Here is a 16,881-nt window from a genome sequence, read left to right as displayed (position 1 = left end):
CCGCTGTCACCGGCATTTCGGCCCCCGTCCTCCCTCGCGGGTCGGCTGCTGCGGTCGTACGCTGCCGAGCGCAGGTTTCGGTCGTCCGAAACCCGGAGGACGAGGAGGGGTCGTGACAGCGGTGCAGGAGCGCGCGGGAGCCGGCCGGCGGGCGGTCGGTGGGGGCGTGCCGGTGCTGCTCGGGCCGGCCTTCGTCGCCGCCGTGGCCTACGTCGACCCCGGCAACGTCGCCGCCAACCTCACCGCCGGCGCCCGGTACGGCTACGCGCTGCTCTGGGTGCTCGTGGCCGCGAACCTCATGGCCGTGCTCGTGCAGTACCACTCGGCGAAGGTCGGCCTCGTCACCGGGCAGTCCCTGCCGGACCTGCTGGGGACGCGGCTGCGGCCGTGGCCCCGGCGGGCGTACTGGCTGCAGGCGGAGCTCGTCGCGGCGGCCACCGACGTCGCCGAGGTCGTCGGGGGAGCGCTCGCGCTGCAGCTGCTGTTCGGGCTGCCCCTGCCGCTCGGCGGCGCGCTCGTCGGGGTCGTGTCGCTGGTGCTGCTCCTGACGCAGGACCGGTACGGCGCGCGGCGGTTCGAGCAGGTCGTCGTCGCGCTGCTCGTGGTCATCACCGTGGGGTTCTGCCTGGGGCTGCTGGTGGCGCCGCCGTCGGCCGGCGGGATGCTGGGCGGGATCGTGCCGCGGTTCCCCGACGGGGACGCGGTGCTGCTGGCCGCGAGCATGCTGGGCGCCACCGTCATGCCGCACGCGATCTACGCGCACTCCGCGCTCGTGCGGGACCGGCACGGGCGGGCGGCGCCGGGGGAGGGGCGTCGGCTGCTGCTGCGGGCGACGCGGTGGGACGTCGGCGTCGCGCTCGCGGTGGCCGGGATCGTCAACATCGCGCTGCTGCTCCTCGCGGCGTCCGGCCTGCAGGGTGTCGAGGGCACGGACACCATCGAGGGTGCGCACGCGGCGATCGAGTCCGCCCTCGGACCGGTGGTGGCGATCGCCTTCGGCATCGGACTGCTGGCCTCCGGGCTCGCGTCGACGTCGGTGGGCGCCTACGCCGGCGCGACGATCATGGCCGGGCTGCTGCACCGGCGGATCCCGCTGCTGGTCCGCCGGCTGGTGACGCTCCTCCCGGCGCTCGTGCTGCTCGCGCTCGGGGCGGATCCGACGTGGACGCTCGTGCTCAGCCAGGTCGTGCTGAGCTTCGGGCTGCCGTTCGTGCTGGTCCCGCTCGTGCTGCTGGCCCGCAGCCGGTCGGTCATGGGGGAGGACCGGACCCGCGGCGTCGTGCACGCCCTGCTCGTGGTCGTCACGGCCCTCGTCGGCGCGCTGAACGTCGCCCTGCTGGTGCTCCTCGCGGGCGGGTAGCGCCCTGCTATCCAGGCTGATGGCCAGAAGCCGACGTCGTGCGCTCGTCACGGGTCAGGGTGTGCTTCCCCCGTGGAGTCGTTGCGGTGATCAGCCCCGGCGCCGTCGCTCCCGCTCGTAGGGGTCCTCGAGCTCGTCGTCAAAGGCGGCACGGATGTCCCGCTTCCAGGCCTCGGCCTGGTCTTCCGTGAGCGGCGAGCTCTCGTAGAGCGCCCTGAGGGCGTTCGCGTCGACGAACCGCCGCTGCCTACCGACGGAGTCGCGCGGCGTGCCGGTCTCTCCCGTGACGGTCGTGCTCCCGCCGTCGCTGTCACCGGTCGCGGCGAGGGGCGAGCTGTCGCCATCCCGCGTCCGATGCGCGAGGTCGTCTCCCATCGGGGGAGAGTAACGCCGTCGGGGTCAGGGCTTGGGGTGGGGCAGCCAGCCCTCCGCCAGGCGGCCGACGAGGCGCTCGACGGCTGCTGCTCGGCCCTTCTCCGTCCGGGGGACGCCGACGCGGTGGAGGATCGCGTAGCGGTTCGTCGCGTCGAGGGCGTCGAAGGCCGCGCGCGCGGCGGGGGTCGCGTCGAGGGCCGCCTCCAGGTCCGGCGGGACGACCGCGGTGGCGGGGCCGGCGTAGGCGGCGTCCCACCGGCCGTCGGCCTGGGCGCGCTCGACCTCGGCGATCCCGCGCGGGCGCATGCGGCCCTCGGTGGTCAGCCGCGCGACGTACGTGACGTTCCGGGCCGACCACAGGCTGCGCTGCCGGCGCGGGGTGAAGCGCTGCCGGTAGATCCGGTCGTCGACGCTGCGGGCCTGGCCGTCGATCCAGCCGCTGCACAGCGCCTCGTCGAGCGCCGTCGCGTAGACGAGGGTCGTCGGGGCGGCCGCGCCCTTCTTCGCCAGGACCAGCCACACGCCGTCGGAGGTGTCCTCGTGCTCGTCGAGCCACGCGCGCCAGGCCGCCACGTCCGGGACGAGGAGCTCGGGCTGCTCCGGGCGCGGCGTGCGGGCGGCCACGATCAGCCCCGGGCCGCCGCGGCCTCGGCGGTCACCCCGTCGAGCACCGCCGCCGTCGTGGTCACGCGGATCAGCGGCGCGTACAGGCGCATGGCGTCCAGCGCGCGCTCGTGGTCGGCGTCGCTCGCGCCGGCGCACGCGTCCGCGGCCACCACGACCTCCACGCCGGACTCGGCGGCGGCCAGGGCCGTCGACAGCACGCAGCAGTCCGTGCTCACCCCGCACAGCACGACGCGCTCCACCGGGACCGGCACCTCACCCCCCTCGTCCGCCATCGTGGCCAGCCGGGGGACGAGGGCGTCCCACTTGCCGAACGTCGTCGCGTCGACCGTCGGCCGCTCGACGAGGTCCGCGAGCGCCGGCACGACCTCCCACAGCGGGGCGTCGGCCGGCTGCAGCGCGAAGGGCCACTCGTCGTAGTACGCCTGCCAGGCGCCGCGCGGCTCGGCCGGGGCCAGGAACCGGGTGAACAGCGTCCGGCCGGGGTGGGCGGCGGCGAGGGAGCGCACGGGCTCCACCGTCGCGGCGAAGGCCGGGGCCGCCCAGGGCTGACCGGGCTCGGTGAAGACGCGCTGCGCGTCGACGACGACGAGCGCGGTCCGCGACCCGACGGGCGTCACAGCCGGCCGTCCGGCTGCAGCGACGCCTCCACCTCGCGGGTCGGTACGGCGGCCTCGGCCGGCAGGCTCTCCTGGCGTCGCACGGCACCCGCGCGCAGCACGAGCGTGGCGACGAACCCGACGGCCAGGGCGACGAGCACGCCGAGGTTGGCGAAGGCCCAGGCGCCCTCGCGACCACCCAGCGGCCCGAGCAGGTAGCCCTGCCACGCCAGCCAGCCGGCGTAGGTGTTGACCACGAGGCCCCATCCGAGGAAGGAGGCGACGGCCAGGACCGCCAGCGTCGGGCCCACGACGTCGCCGTAGCGCCCGGCCGGGGTGAACAGGTCGCGCTCGGCGTAGGGGCGGCGGCGCAGCGCGATGTCGGCCAGGAAGATCCCGCACCACGCGGCGATCGGCACGCCGAGGGTGATGAGGAAGCCCTGGAACACCCCGAAGAACTCGTCGGAGCCGAACACCACGTAGATCGTGCCCAGGACCATGACGACCCCGTCGATGCCCGCCGCGACGGGTCGCTTCACGGGCAGCCCGGTCGCCACGAGCGCGAGGCCGGAGGAGTACAGGTCCAGCACCGCCCCGCCGACGAGGCCCAGCACCGCGACGACCGCGAACGGCAGGAGGTACCAGGGGGGCAGCAGCGTGGTGAGCGCCCCGACCGGGTCGGCCGAGATGGCGGCGCGCAGCTCGTCGTCGGACGCCGCCAGCAGCAGGCCGAAGCCCACCAGGAGCAGCGGCGCGAGCGAGGCGCCGACCGTCGTCCAGCCCACGACCCCGCGCGACGAGCTCGTCCGCGGCAGGTAGCGCGAGTAGTCGGCGGCCATGTTCACCCAGCCCAGCCCGAAGCCGGTCATCATGAACACCAGCGCGCCGACGAAGGCCTGCCCGCTGCCCGCCGGCACCGCCGCCACGGCGTCGAGGTCCACCTCGTCGAGCACCAGCAGCACGTAGCCGACCGTGAGCACCGCGGTCACCACGGTGATGACCGTCTGCAGCCGCATGATGAGGTCGAAGCCGAACACGCCTCCGGCGACGACGAGCCCGGCCACCACCAGCAGCGCCACGACCTGCGTCGTCGTCCCGCCGCCCCAGCCCAGCCGCCCGAGCACGGTGCCCGTCGCCAACGTGGCCAACGAGACCAGCACGGTCTCCCACCCGACGGTGAGCAACCACGACAGCCCCGAGGCGACGCGGTTGCCGCGCACGCCGAGCGCCGCCCGGCTGAGCACCATCGTCGGCGCGGAACCGCGCTTGCCGGCCAGCGAGACCAGCCCGCACAGCACGAACGAGAAGAGGATCCCGACGACGGCCGCCGCGGTGGCCTGGCCGAAGGAGATGCCGAAGTCGAGCACCCACGCGCCGTACGACAGCCCCAGGACCGAGACGTTCGCGGCGAACCACGGCCAGAACAGGTCCCGCGGGCGGCCCTTGCGGTCCGCGTCGGCGATGACGTCGATGCCGTGGCTCTCGACCTGCAGCGCACCGCCCGAGGGGTTCGCGGCCGTCGCACCCGACGGTCCGGAGGGTCCTGCTGCGGCGGTCATGCGCGCTCCTGGGTGGGAGGGGTGCGGTGGGGAGGACGGTCGTCCTGGCACGACCGTAGGGGCGAGCACCGACACGGGCAACGACGTCCCACGGCCGCCCGGCGCGCGTCAGACCAGGCCGAGCCCCGCGTGCCGCCCGCGGAAGATGCCCGTGCGCAGCTCGATCTCCCACTCGCGCAGGGCCGGCATGCCCACCGCCCGCGCGACGTCGAGCTCCGCCTCGACGTCGTAGGGCACCCGCACGAGCGTGAGGACGAACGGGTCGTCGAGCGTCCCGCCGGGCACGCCCTCGAGGACCGCGTACGACGGCACCGGCCCGTCGAGCGGGTTCCCGGCGCTGCCGCAGTTGAACAGGGTGCGCCCGTCGACGGTGCGGACGTAGGCGTCGTGCACGTCGCCGTAGCCGACGACGGCAGGCTCCGGTCCCGGCCTGGTCAGCTCCGTCGTGGCGAACATCGCGTCGAACTCCGCGTCGGTGTGGTGGAAGTGCACGCGTGTGTAGACGCTCGTCGCGGAGGCGTGCACCAGCCGGATGCGCCGGCCGCTGAGGTCCAGGTGGTGCACGAGCGGCAGCGACGTCAGCCAGGCGCGGTCGTCGGCCGACAGCTCGTCGTGCCACCACTGCACCGCCGGGTCCGCGAACGGCGCGCCCGTCGGCAGGAAGTCGTCCCAGTTCCCGCGGACGGTCACGGCGCAGCGCTCGCGCGTCCGCGCGATCGCCGCCGACCCCCGCGGGCCCTTGCCCGCCACGTCCCCGAGGTTGAGCACAGTCGTGATACCGCGCCGGTCGATGTCCGCGAGCACCGCGTCGTACGCCGTCAGGTTGCCGTGCACGTCGGACAGGACGGCGATCCGGGTGACGGTCACACGGGCACGCTACCCACGCGCACCCGCCCCGGCCGGGTGTAGAGCGTGAGCCGGTCCCCGCGCGAGAACCCGACGAGGGTCAGCCCCGCGCGCTCCGCCAGCGCGACCGCCAGGTCGGACGGCGCCCCGACCGCGGCCAGCACCGGCACCCCGGCCATCACCGCCTTCTGCACGAGCTCGAAGGACGCCCGGCCCGACACCTGCAGCACCGTCTCGCGCAGCGGCAGCAGCCCGTCGCGCAGCGCCCGGCCCAGCACCTTGTCCACCGCGTTGTGGCGGCCCACGTCCTCCCGCACGACGAGCGCGTCGCCGCCGGCCGTGAACAGCCCGGCCGCGTGCACGCCGCCCGTGCGCGCGAACAGCGGCTGCGCCGCGCGCAGCGCCTCGGGCAGCCCGGCCAGCACCTCCGCCTCGACGACGACCTCGTCGGCCAGAACGTCGAACGCGGAGGTGACCTCGACGTCGTCGATCGCCGTCAGCCCGCACACCCCGCACGCGCTCGTCGTGTAGGTGCGGCGCTCGCGACCCAGGGCGCGCAGCGCCGCGTCGGTGGCCAGGGACGCCTCGACGACGTTGTAGGTCTGCCGGCCCTCGGCGTCCGTGCCGGTGCAGTACCGCAGGGCGACGAGGTCGTCGCGCTCCCGCAGCACGCCCTCGGACAGCAGGAACCCCGCGACGAGGTCGAAGTCGTCGCCGGGCGTGCGCATGGTGACGCTGTGCGGGCGCCCGGCCGCCCGGATCTCCAGCGGCTCCTCGCCCGCCAGGGCCTGCTCGCGCTCGTGCGCGGTGGCGGCACCGGTGCCGTCACCGGCCAGGCGCACGACGACGGCCCTCCGCCGCGCGACCACCCGGCTCATGGGGTGCTCGCGTGCTCGGGCACGTGTGCGCTCATCGGGCCTCCCGGCGTCGTCGTCGACCGCGGCCATCGTAGGTCGCGGGCCCGGGCGCGGGGTCGGGGAGAGGGTCGGGCCTACGATCGTCGGACCTGGCGGACGGAGCGACGATGACCGGACGGATCACGGGCGACCCCACGGGCGGTCGCGCCGGTGCGCAGCACGACGAGGAGCGGGTGCCGGCCGGCGCGCTCCGCCGGGCCCAGGACGTCGACGACGCGACGCTCAGCGGCCTGCGCGTCGGCCCGCCCGCCACGCACGCCGCGGGCCTGCCCGGTGTGGCGCACGCGCTCGACGTCGCGCTGCGGCAGATGGGACCCGTGCGCACGGCCCGCACCCTGACCCGCGTCAACCAGACCCACGGCTTCGACTGCCCCGGCTGCGCGTGGCCGGAGGCCGCCCACCGCTCGCCGGCGGAGTTCTGCGAGAACGGCGCCAAGGCCGTGGCGGAGGAGGCGACGACCCGCACGGTGGGCCCGGCCTTCTTCGCCCACCACCCCGTGGCCGAGCTGGCGGGTTGGGACGACCACTCCCTCGGCCAGCAGGGCCGCCTCACGCACCCCGTCCTGCTCGACGAGGGCGCGACGCACTACCGGCCCGTCACGTGGGACGAGGCCTACGACGTCCTCGTCGGGGAGCTGCGGTCCCTGGCCTCGCCCGACGAGGCGGTCTTCTACACCTCGGGCCGCACGTCCAACGAGGCCGCCTTCGCCTACGCGCTCATGGTCCGGGGGTTCGGCACGAACAACCTGCCCGACTGCTCGAACATGTGCCACGAGTCGAGCGGGTCCGCGCTGACGGAGACGATCGGCATCGGCAAGGGCAGCGTGCACCTGGCCGACCTCGAGCGCGCCGACCTCGTCGTCGTCGCCGGGCAGAACCCCGGCACCAACCACCCGCGGATGCTCACCGCGCTGCAGCGCGCGAAGGCGGCGGGGGCGACGATCGTCGCCGTCAACCCGCTGCGCGAGGTCGGGCTGCTGCACTTCGACGACCCGCAGCGGCCGTCCGGCGTCCTCGGGCGCGGCACCGACCTGGCCGACGACTACCTGCAGGTGCGGCTCGGCGGGGACCAGGGGCTGTTCCAGGGCGTGGCCAAGCACCTGCTCGAGCTCGAGGCGGCCCGCCCGGGGACGGTCCTCGACCCGGCGTTCCTCGCCGCGAGCACCGAGGGGGTCGAGGAGTACGCCGCGGCTCTGCGGGCGCTGCCCTGGGCGCAGGTCGAGGAGGCGACGGGGCTGACCGAGGCGGACGTCCGGGCGCTGGGCGACCGCTTCGCCGCCTCCCGGGCGACGATCGTCTGCTGGGCGATGGGCCTCACCCAGCACCCGCACGCGGTGGCCACGCTCAAGGACGTGGTGAGCCTGCTGCTCCTGCGCGGGGACATCGGCCGGCCCGGGGCCGGGCTGTGCCCGGTGCGCGGGCACTCGAACGTGCAGGGCGACCGGACCATGGGCATCTTCGAGCGGATGCCCGCGGCGTACCACGACGCCATCGACCGGGAGTTCGGCTTCACCTCGCCGCGCGCGCACGGGCTGGACACCGTGGCGGCCATCGAGGCGCTGCGCGACGGACGTGCGCAGGTGTTCGTCGGGATGGGCGGCAACTTCGCCCGGGCCACGCCGGACACGGCGGTGACCGAGGAGGCGCTGCAGCGGGCGCGGCTGACGGTGCAGGTGTCCACGAAGCTCAACCGCTCGCACGTGGTCACGGGTCGGCGGGCCCTGATCCTGCCGACGCTGGGCCGCACAGACCGCGACGTGCAGGCGTCGGGCCGTCAGCGGGTGTCCGTCGAGGACTCCATGAGCGCGGTGCACGCCTCGACCGGGCGCCTCGAACCCGCCGGGCCGCTGCTGCGCAGCGAGGTCGCGATCATCACCGAGCTGGCCGAGCGGCTGCTGGCCGGGCGCCCGGGCGCGCCGCGCGTGGACTGGCGCGGGTGGCGGGAGGACTACCGGCGCATCCGGGCGGCGATCAGCCGCGTCGTGCCCGGGTTCGAGGACTACGAGGCGCGCCTCGACGAGCCCGGCGGTTTCGTCCTGCCGCACCCGCCACGTGACACCCGGACCTTCGCGACCCCGAGCGGCCGCGCGCGGTTCACCGTCAACGCGCTGACGTACCCGCGCATCCCGCCGGGGACGCTGCTGCTGCAGACGATCCGCTCGCACGACCAGTTCAACACCACGGTCTACGGCCCCGACGACCGCTACCGGGGCATCCGGGGCGGGCGCCGGGTGGTCTTCGTGCACCCCGCGGACCTGGCCGACCTCGGCCTCGCGGCGGGTGACCTCGTGGACCTCGTCGGCGTGCACGACGACGGCCGCGAGCGCCGGGCCGCCGGCTTCCGCGCGGTCGCCTACGACACGCCGCGCGGCAACGCGGCGGCCTACTACCCGGAGACGAACGTCCTGGTGCCGCTGTCGTCCTACGCCGCCGTCTCGCGCACGCCCACGTCGAAGTCGGTGCTGGTCCGGCTCGAGCCGGCGACGGTGCCCGCGCCGGCCTGACTCAGCCGGCCAGGTGGCCCCAGCTCTCCCGCAGCTCGTCCCACGGGCCGCTGGCCGCCACGCGGCCCTCGTCGAGCACGACCACCCGGTCGGCGCGGGCCAGCGCCGCCCCCTTGGTCGAGGCGCCCACGACCGTCAGGCCACGGGCCCGCAGCCCGTCCCACAGCTCGAGCTCCGTGCGCGCGTCCAGCGCCGAGGACACGTCGTCGGCGACGAGCAGCTCGGCGCCCGTCGCGCGCGCCCGGGCCAGCGCGAGGCGCTGCACCTGCCCGCCCGACAGCCGCACGCCGCGGTGCCCGACGAGGGCCTCGTGCCCGCCGGCCGCCGCGACGTCGCCGCCCAGCCGCGCGTCGTCGAGCGCCTCCCGCCACGGCCGGTCGTGGTCGAGGTGGACGTTGGCGGCGAAGGACCCCGAGAGGACCCGCGGCACCTGGCCGACGTAGGCGACCTGACCGGGACGCAGGAACGTCTGCGGGTCCTCGACCGGCCGGTCGTTCCACCGGATCGACCCCTCGTGGTCGACGAGCCCGGCCAGGGCCGCCAGCAGGCTCGACTTGCCGGAGCCGACCCGGCCGACGAGCAGCACGAGCTCCCCGGCGTCGACGGTGAGGTCGACGTCCGTGACCCCAACGGTGCCGTCGTCGTGCACGGCGGTCAGGCCCTCGAGCTCGAGCCGCCGCAGCGGGACGCGCGGTGGCGCGTCGGGCCCCGGCGCCGTGCCGGTCACCAGGTCGACACCCGTCGGGAGGCGCATGAGGTCTGCGGAACCCGCGAGCTCGGCGGTCGCGCCCAGCCAGCGACGCGCGACCGGGGCCTCCGTGATCGCGGCGGCCGCGACGGTCCCGAACCAGCCCGAGCCGCTCACCGCAGTGGTGACCAGCAGCGCCGTGGCGAGGTCCCAGGTGCCGACGAGGTGCAGCCCCCAGCCCACGACGATCCCGGTCTGCACCAGGAGCGGCGGGATCCCCTCGAGCGCGGCGCGCACCCGCAGCTCGCGCACCGACGCGGCGACGCGGCGGGCGTCGACCCGGTGCAGGTGCGCCTCGGCCGGCCCGACGGCGGCGGCGAGCTTGAGCGTGCGCGCGCAGTCCAGGACGGAGGCCAGGGCGTGCCCGAAGCGCGCGCGCTCGTCGCCCGCCAGCCGCGCCGTGCGCCCCGCCACCGGTGCACCGGCCGCGGAGATCGCGGCGGAGAGCACGAGCACCCCGCCGACGACGGCCGCCGCGAGCACGCTGCCGCTGAGCAGGCCCGTGACCAGCACGACGAGCAGGCCGTTGACGACGTCCACCCAACGGTCGACGTAGAGGACCATCCGCTCGCTGTCGAGCACGCGCGCCACCGCCTCGCCCGGCGGCACGCGCGGCAGGCGGTGCTGGCGGGTCTGGCCGAGCAGCACCGACAGCCGCGACTGCAGCGTGACGGCCTGCCACCACACGAAGTACCGCTTGACGGCGAAGGCCAGCGCCAGCGGCGCCAGCAGGACACCGACCGCCAGCGCCCAGGCGACCCCCCACGGCTCGCCGCCGTCCTGCAGCGACGCCGCGAGCCGCCCCCAGAGCCAGCCCGTCACCGCGCCCGAGACGCCGAGCAGCATGATCCCGAGGAACCCGACGTCCCCCAGCACGCCCCACCGCTTGTAGGCGCCGATCATCCGCAGGACGGTCCGCGCCAGCGACGGCCGCGGCACGGCCGGCGCGGGACGCGGCTCGCGACGCTCCACGCGGGCCGTCAGCGGGGCCGGCGGCTGGGCCTGGCCCGTCGCCCCGGCCGCGACGAGGAGGTCGCGGAAGGGCCCGGGCGTGGTGGCCAGGTCTGCGCGCGGCCCGTGCTGCACCACCCGGCCGGCGTCCATCACCGCGACGGCGTCGCAGCGCCGCGTCGTCGACAGCCGGTGCGCGACGACCACACCCGTCCGTCCGTGCAGGAGCCGGTCGGCCGCGCGGGTGACGAGCTCCTCGGTCTGCGGGTCCATGCGCGCCGTCGCCTCGTCGAGCACGACGACCTGCACGTCGCGGACCAGCAGCCGGGCGAACGCGACCAGCTGCTCCTCGCCGGCGGAGAGGGTGGTGCCACCCGGTCCCAGCGGCGTCGCGAGCCCGTCCGGTAGCGACGTGACCCAGTCGGACAGCCCGAGGGCCTCGACCGCCCCCTCGACCACGCCGGGAGCCACGTCGGCCAGGAGCGTGATGTTCTTGGCCAGCGAGGCGGCCAGGATCTCCGTGCGCTGGGTGACGACGCCGACGGCGCGCCGCAGGTCCTCCACGTCGGTGGCTGCGACGTCCTGCCCGCCGACGAAGACGGTGCCGACGGGCGGCTCCACCGCGCGCGAGAGCAGGCGCACGAGCGTCGACTTGCCCGCACCCGTCCGCCCGACGAGCGCGCAGCTCGTCCCCGCCGGCACGTGCAGGTCCACCCCGCGCAGCGCGAAACCGCCGGGGTACGTGAACGTGAGGTCCCGCAGCTCGAGGTCCACGGGCCCGGCCGGGACCGGCGCGCCGCCCGTGGGCTCGGGCTCCGCGGTCAGCAGCGTGTCGATGCGCTGCAGGGCGCCGAGCCCCGCCTGCACCTCGGGGAGCTGGTCCGCCACGCGCCCGAGCTGCCCGACGAACGAGGTCACGAGCAACCACAGCGTCACGAGCTCGGCCACGCCGAGGCGACCCTGCGCCACCAGCGCCACGCCGCCGATCGCGAGCGCCGCGACCAGCGCGTGCAGCACGGTCCCCGTCAGCCCGGCGACGAGCGCCGACGCCGACGACACCGACCGCACCCGGGCCAGCACCTCGGACGCGCGCTGGGCGTACTGCCGCACGACGTGCGGCTGCCCCAGCGAGGACCGCACGTCGTCCCGCGCGGCCACGGCCTCCTCGAGCTGCGCCGAGTGCGCGGACCACGCCACCTCCTCGGCCACCTTGCGCGCGGCGACCACCCGCGTCAGCGGCCGGGCCACCGCCAGCGCCGCCGCGGCGACCAGCGGGAAGGCCACCCACGCCGGTGCCCACGTCAGCCCCGCGACGACCCAGGCGAGCACGGCCCGCAGGCAGGCCCGCCCGACCTCCCACCCCGTCCGCCGGGCCAGGGCGCCGAGCTGGCGGGGGTCGTCGTCGACGCGGTCGAGCACCTCGCCGACCGCCTGCTCGTCGAGCACGGGAAGCGGCTGCCGGAGCGCCGCGGCCAGCAGGTCCCGGCGCAGCCCGCCCTCCGCCCGCGCGATGACGCCCGCGAAGACCGTCCGCCCCGCCGTGTCCAGCAGGACCGCGCTCCCGACGAGCACGGCCAGCACGGTCAACGCCCCGGCGGTCGGTCTCTCCGCCAGCCGCCCGGCCACCACCGTGCCGACGGTCTCGGCCGCCGCGGCGACGGCCGCGGCCAGCACGGCCAGCGTCGTCGTCGGGCCGGCGAGCCGGCGCCAGGGGGACGGGTGGGGGGCGGGGCGCATGGGACCTCTGTCGTCGAGCGGGGGAGCGGTCCTGCCATGGTGGCAGCCGCCGCCGACACGGCACGACGTGTTCAGCGACGGGCGCCCGGCTCGTCCGGGCTCGCCCGATGAGTCCCGGCCCCTGCGCCGGTCGGCAGGTGTGGGCGCGGCGGCAGGGGGCCGCCGCGGCCGCTCGACCCAGGAGGCCCCGCATGACCGACGCCCACCCGCCCGCCGACGGGCGCGACCCCGCCGTCGGCCCTGCCGACCTCGCCGGCCCGGCCGATCCCGCCGGCCCCGCCGACCCCGCCGATCCTGCCGGCCCCGCCGACCGGCCCGGCTGGAGGCGCGACGTCACGCTCTTCCTGTCCGGGCAGACCGCGTCGCTGCTCGGCTCGATGCTCGTGCAGTACGCGATCATGTGGCACCTGACGCTGGAGACGCGCTCGGGCACGGTCATGGCGGTGTACGCCGTCGTCGGCTTCCTGCCGCAGGCCGTGGTGTCCGTGTTCGGCGGCGTCTGGGCGGACCGGCTGGACCGCAAGCTGCTGATCGTCGCCGCGGACGCCACCATCGCGGCGACGACGCTGGCCCTCGCGCTGCTCATGCTGTCCGGCTACCGCGAGCTGTGGCTGCTCTACCTCGTCTCGGCGGTCCGCTCGGCGGGCGCCGGGATCCAGACGCCGGCGGTCGGCGCCCTCCTGCCGCAGATCACGCCGGCGCGCCACCTGCTGCGCGTCAACGGCATCAACGGCACGATCCAGTCCGCGATGATGCTCGTCGCCCCCGCCGCGGCGGCCGGGATCTACGCGAGCGCGTCCATCGAGGCGATCTTCTTCGTCGACGTCGTCACCGCCCTCGTCGGGATCGGCCTGCTGCTGCTCGTCCCCGTGCCGCGGATCGTGCGCACCGACCAGGTCGCGGGCGTGCGCGGCTACGTCGACGACCTCGTCGGCGGCGTGCGCTACGTCGCGCGGACACCGTTCGTGCGCTGGGTGCTCGGGCTCTGGGGCGTGGTCTTCCTGCTCATCGTGGCCCCGTCGTTCCTCACGCCGCTGATGATCGTCCGCACCTTCGGCGACGAGGTGTGGAAGCTGACCGTCAACGAGCTCGCCTTCAGCATCGGCATGCTGCTCGGCGGGATCGTCATCTCGTGGTGGGGCGGCAGCGAGGGCGGTGGAGGCCGGTTCGCGAACCGGGGGCCGCGGGACCGCGTCGCCCTCGTCATGGGCACGACGGCGGTGTTCGGCGTCCTCAACGTCGGCCTGGGCCTGTCGCCCACCCTGTGGCTGTTCTTCGCCTTCATGTTCCTCATCGGGCTCGGCGTGCCGTTCTTCTCCACGCCGACGATGACCGTGCTGCAGGAGACGGTCCCGCCCGAGAAGCAGGGACGGGTCTTCGGCTTCGTCGGGATCGTCATGGCGGTCGCGATGCCGGTCGGCATGGCCGTGTTCGGCCCCCTGGCCGACCGCGTGAGCGTCGAGGTGCTCCTCGTCGCGGCGGGTCTGGCGCTGCTCGTCGTCGTCGGGCTGGCGACGGCCGCGCCATCCGGGCGCCGCCTCCTGCAGGAGGGCGCGCCCACGCCCGACGACGAGCCCGCCCCCGCGCCGGCCGGTGCACGGGACGCCTGACCGGACGCACGCCGACGCCCCTCCCGCCGCGCGACCGCCGCGGCCGGAGGGGCGCCGGAGGTCAGGCCGCGAGGACGGCCCCGTCGGGCGACAGCGGCACCCCGACGAGCCGCTCCGACACCCGCCACACACGCTCGGCGTCCTGCGGGTCCCGCAGGGGTCGGTACAGCGCCTGCTCGGCGGCGGGGCCACCCAGGTGACCGGGACCCGACGGGCCGTAGAGGCGGCCACCCTGCGCCTGCGGCGAGGTCGCGGCGAGCAGCGCGGGCTCCGCCGCGGTCTCGGGGGTGCCGAGCAGGATGCCGGCGCGGGACAGCCGGCGGATGACCGCGATCTGCGGCGTGTCCCGGTCCCGTCCGATCTCCGGCCGCGCGGTGAGCAGGCTCGTCGGCGCGACGCCCGGGTGCGACAGGTTGCTCGTGATCCCCCAGCCCCCCGCCCGGCTGCGGCGGTCGAGCTCCAGCCCGAACAGGCCCATCGCGACCTTGGAGCGCCCGTACGCGCGCCGGCCGTCGTAGGTGCCCTCCTCGTTGAGGTCGTCCCCGCCCATCGCCCCGCTGTGCGCGGCGACGCTGATCTGGGAGGTCACGCGGGCGCGCCCCGCGACGAGCAGCGGCAGCAGGTGCGCGACGAGCGCGACGTGCCCCAGGTGGTTCGTGCCGAGCTGCAGCTCGAAGCCGTCGGCGGTCGTCGAGCGCTCCGGCGGGGTCATGACGCCGGCGTTGTTGACGAGCAGGTGGACCGGGCGGCCGTCCGCCCGCAGCGCCGCGCCAAGAGCGGCCACCGACCGCAGCGACGACAGCTCGAGGTCGTGCAGCGTCACCCGCGCGCCGGGGTGCTCGCGGCGGATGGCGGCCGCTGCGGCCTCCCCCTTCGCGCGGTTGCGGACGGGCAGGACCAGCTCGGCCCCCGCGGCGGCGAGGCGTCGGGCGATGACGAGGCCGATCCCGTCGCTCCCGCCGGTGAGGACGGCGCGGCGGCCGGACAGGTCGGGGACGGTGAACGGGGTGTGGCGGGACGTGCGGGTCATGGCGGTACCTCTCGGTGTGCTGGGGCGGGTGGTGGTGCCGTGCGTGGCGGGTGTCGTCCTCGTCGGGACGGCGTCAGGCACGGACGGGGACGGGGGCGGGGACGGGGACGGCGACGGGCGCGCCCGGCAGCGTCCCGACGACGCGGCGGGCGGCGACGAGGGTCACGGCGAAGTGGACGGCGAACGCGCTGGTCGCGACGACCTGCAGCGCCGCGAGGGCCGCGGGCTCGTCGGCCAGGTACAGGGCGACCCGGGCGACGAGGTTGCCGACCGCCATCGTCAGCCCGACGAGCGAGGCGACCGTGTGGACCCGGCGCAAGGCGCGGTGCCGGTACCAGTCGCGCGGGCTGCCGGACAGCCTCCCGACCATGAGCCCGGTCAGCGGCCGACCGGCGGCGAACGCGACGAGGTACGCCAGGACGAACACGACGGGCAGCGCCATCGTCGGCAGGAAGAAGGCCCGCGCCTCGCCCGCCAGCGCCGCGACGCCCGCGCACGCGCCGGCGACGAGGAGCCCCGCCACGGCCGCGCCCGGCGACTCGCGGCGGGCCAGGCGCAGGCCGGCGGCGAGCACGGCCGTCACCCCCAGGGCGGCGAGGGCCGGCCCGAGGCCGGCCGCGGCGTCGGCCGCGACGAAGGCGACGGTGGGGGCGGTCCCGGCGACGAGGCCGACGGGTCCGCCGAGGCGCTCGAGGGCCCGCCGGCGGGCGAGCCCGACGGTCGACAGCACGACGGGCTCGGGCAGCCCGAGGAGCTGGCGGACCAGCGCGCTGGTGCCGGCGCCGTGCGTGGTGCCGGTGCTGTTGCCGGTGCTGTTGCCGGTGCCGTCGCCGGTGCCGTCGCCGGTGCCAGGGGTAATCCCGGGAGCGGCGGTCGCCCCCGGCGCGCTCGCGGGCCGGTGTGCGGTGGCAGGTGGGTGGCTCATGCGTCCTCCTCGGTCGGGGTGCCTGCGGTGCCACCACCCTCCGGCGGCCCGGGAGGGGCAACCAGGGCCTGCCGATCCGCCCCTGGGCCGCGGACGCCCGCCCGGGTCCTGGCGGCGGGCGCACCGCAGCGGGGGATCGTCAGGCCGTGGCTCGCTCGTCGGCGGCGCGGTACGAAAGGGCGCGACGGCCCGTCCCCGCACGAGGACCGGCCCCGACGAGGCAGAGGCGCGAGGCGATGATCGACCGACCAGGGCTGGCGGGGTTCCTGCGCAGCCGCAGGCACGCGCTGCAGCCGCAGGACGTCGGGCTGCCGCGCGGCGCCCGACGCCGGACGGAGGGGCTGCGCCGCGAGGAGGTGGCGGCGCTGTGCCACCTGTCGACCGACTACTACGCGCGCCTCGAGCGCGAGCGCGGCCCGCAGCCGTCGGAGCAGATGGTGGCCTCGATCGCGCAGGGTCTGCACCTGACGCTCGACGAGCGCGACCACCTCTTCCGCCTCGCGGGGCACCGGCCGCCCGTCCGGGGGTCGCTCGGCGAGCACGTCGGCCCGGGGCTGCTGCGGATCCTCGACCGGCTCGTCGACACGCCCCCCGAGGTCGTCACCGAGCTGGGCGAGACGCTGCGCCAGACGCCGCTCGGCGTCGCCCTCACCGGCGACCAGTCCCGGTTCACGGGACCCGACCGCAGCCTGGGCTACCGGTGGTTCACCGACCCCGCCGCCCGGTCGTTGTACCGCCCCCAGGACCACGCGTCGCTGTCGCGGCTCTACGCCTCCCACCTGCGCCAGCTGGTCACGCTGCGCGGCCCCGGCTCACGGGCGGCGCAGCTGGCGGACCTGGCCCTGGCCCGCAGCGAGGAGCTGCGCACCCTGTGGGAGCGGCACGAGGTCGGGGTCCGGCCCGACGACGTCAAGCACTTCGTGCACCCGCAGGTCGGCCCGCTCGAGCTGCGGTACCAGACGCTCCTGGACCCCGAGCAGTCGCACCGCCTGCTCGTCTACACCGCCGTCCCGGGCAGCGAGAGCCACGAACGGCTGCAGCTGCTCGCCGTCGTGGGGGCACAGCCCGTGGGGTGAGCGCTGCGGCCGCCGTCCGC

The 16,881-nt window shown here is 76.2% G+C and carries 13 protein-coding genes; 4 read left to right on the top strand and 9 right to left on the bottom strand.

Annotation, left to right across the window (positions count from 1 at the left end):
- Nucleotides 1-121 precede the first annotated feature (121 nt).
- Nucleotides 122-1,360: an Nramp family divalent metal transporter gene (locus tag AC2TDM_RS16125; RefSeq protein ID WP_484636485.1), complete on the top strand. Its 1,239-nt coding sequence runs from the start codon at nt 122-124 to the stop codon at nt 1,358-1,360.
- A 90-nt stretch (nt 1,361-1,450) separates the two neighbouring features.
- Here AC2TDM_RS16125 and AC2TDM_RS16120 read toward each other — a convergent pair whose 3' ends face one another.
- The 6 genes from AC2TDM_RS16120 to fdhD all read right to left on the bottom strand — a co-directional run bounded on the left by AC2TDM_RS16120 (nt 1,451) and on the right by fdhD (nt 6,241).
- On the bottom strand, nt 1,451-1,735 hold the full coding sequence (locus tag AC2TDM_RS16120; RefSeq protein WP_090032529.1) for a hypothetical protein: 285 nt from the start codon (nt 1,733-1,735) through the stop codon (nt 1,451-1,453).
- A 24-nt stretch (nt 1,736-1,759) separates the two neighbouring features.
- Nucleotides 1,760-2,359: a YdeI/OmpD-associated family protein gene (locus tag AC2TDM_RS16115; protein WP_484635300.1), complete on the bottom strand. Its 600-nt coding sequence runs from the start codon at nt 2,357-2,359 to the stop codon at nt 1,760-1,762.
- A gap of 2 nt (nt 2,360-2,361) precedes the next feature.
- On the bottom strand, nt 2,362-2,979 hold the full coding sequence (locus tag AC2TDM_RS16110) for a cysteine hydrolase family protein (RefSeq protein ID WP_484635299.1): 618 nt from the start codon (nt 2,977-2,979) through the stop codon (nt 2,362-2,364).
- Nucleotides 2,976-4,517 (bottom strand): purine-cytosine permease family protein, encoded by a 1,542-nt coding sequence (locus AC2TDM_RS16105; protein WP_484635298.1) that lies wholly within the window; start codon nt 4,515-4,517, stop codon nt 2,976-2,978. Before AC2TDM_RS16105 ends, AC2TDM_RS16110 begins: the two co-directional genes overlap by 4 nt.
- A gap of 108 nt (nt 4,518-4,625) precedes the next feature.
- Nucleotides 4,626-5,384, bottom strand: a complete 759-nt coding sequence (locus AC2TDM_RS16100; protein WP_484635297.1) for a metallophosphoesterase family protein — start codon at nt 5,382-5,384, stop codon at nt 4,626-4,628.
- Nucleotides 5,381-6,241: a formate dehydrogenase accessory sulfurtransferase FdhD gene (gene fdhD / locus AC2TDM_RS16095; protein ID WP_484635296.1), complete on the bottom strand. Its 861-nt coding sequence runs from the start codon at nt 6,239-6,241 to the stop codon at nt 5,381-5,383. Before fdhD ends, AC2TDM_RS16100 begins: the two co-directional genes overlap by 4 nt.
- A gap of 146 nt (nt 6,242-6,387) precedes the next feature.
- On the opposite strand from fdhD, the gene AC2TDM_RS16090 reads away from it, so the two are divergent.
- Nucleotides 6,388-8,784 (top strand): FdhF/YdeP family oxidoreductase, encoded by a 2,397-nt coding sequence (locus AC2TDM_RS16090; protein ID WP_484635295.1) that lies wholly within the window; start codon nt 6,388-6,390, stop codon nt 8,782-8,784.
- Nucleotide 8,785: 1 nt separating this feature from the next.
- Here the strand turns inward: AC2TDM_RS16090 and AC2TDM_RS16085 are convergent, their stop codons facing one another.
- On the bottom strand, nt 8,786-12,220 hold the full coding sequence (locus AC2TDM_RS16085; protein ID WP_484635294.1) for an ATP-binding cassette domain-containing protein: 3,435 nt from the start codon (nt 12,218-12,220) through the stop codon (nt 8,786-8,788).
- A gap of 191 nt (nt 12,221-12,411) precedes the next feature.
- Between AC2TDM_RS16085 and AC2TDM_RS16080 the strand changes: the two genes are divergently transcribed.
- Nucleotides 12,412-13,830 (top strand): MFS transporter, encoded by a 1,419-nt coding sequence (locus AC2TDM_RS16080; protein ID WP_484635293.1) that lies wholly within the window; start codon nt 12,412-12,414, stop codon nt 13,828-13,830.
- Nucleotides 13,831-13,891: 61 nt separating this feature from the next.
- On the opposite strand, the gene AC2TDM_RS16075 is transcribed toward AC2TDM_RS16080, so the two are convergent.
- Nucleotides 13,892-14,860 carry an SDR family oxidoreductase gene (locus AC2TDM_RS16075; RefSeq protein WP_484635292.1) on the bottom strand — a complete coding sequence of 323 codons (969 nt, stop codon included), beginning with the start codon at nt 14,858-14,860 and terminating at the stop codon, nt 13,892-13,894.
- Between the two features lie 73 nt (nt 14,861-14,933).
- Nucleotides 14,934-15,785: a DUF3159 domain-containing protein gene (locus tag AC2TDM_RS16070; protein ID WP_484635291.1), complete on the bottom strand. Its 852-nt coding sequence runs from the start codon at nt 15,783-15,785 to the stop codon at nt 14,934-14,936.
- A 236-nt stretch (nt 15,786-16,021) separates the two neighbouring features.
- On the opposite strand from AC2TDM_RS16070, the gene AC2TDM_RS16065 reads away from it, so the two are divergent.
- Nucleotides 16,022-16,861, top strand: coding sequence for a helix-turn-helix transcriptional regulator (locus AC2TDM_RS16065; RefSeq protein WP_484635290.1), 840 nt, complete (start codon nt 16,022-16,024; stop codon nt 16,859-16,861).
- The last annotated feature ends 20 nt before the right edge of the window (nt 16,862-16,881 follow it).

Source organism: Cellulomonas sp. plas2 (assembly GCF_057221735.1).
This window is presented reverse-complemented; position numbering and strand designations above follow the sequence as displayed.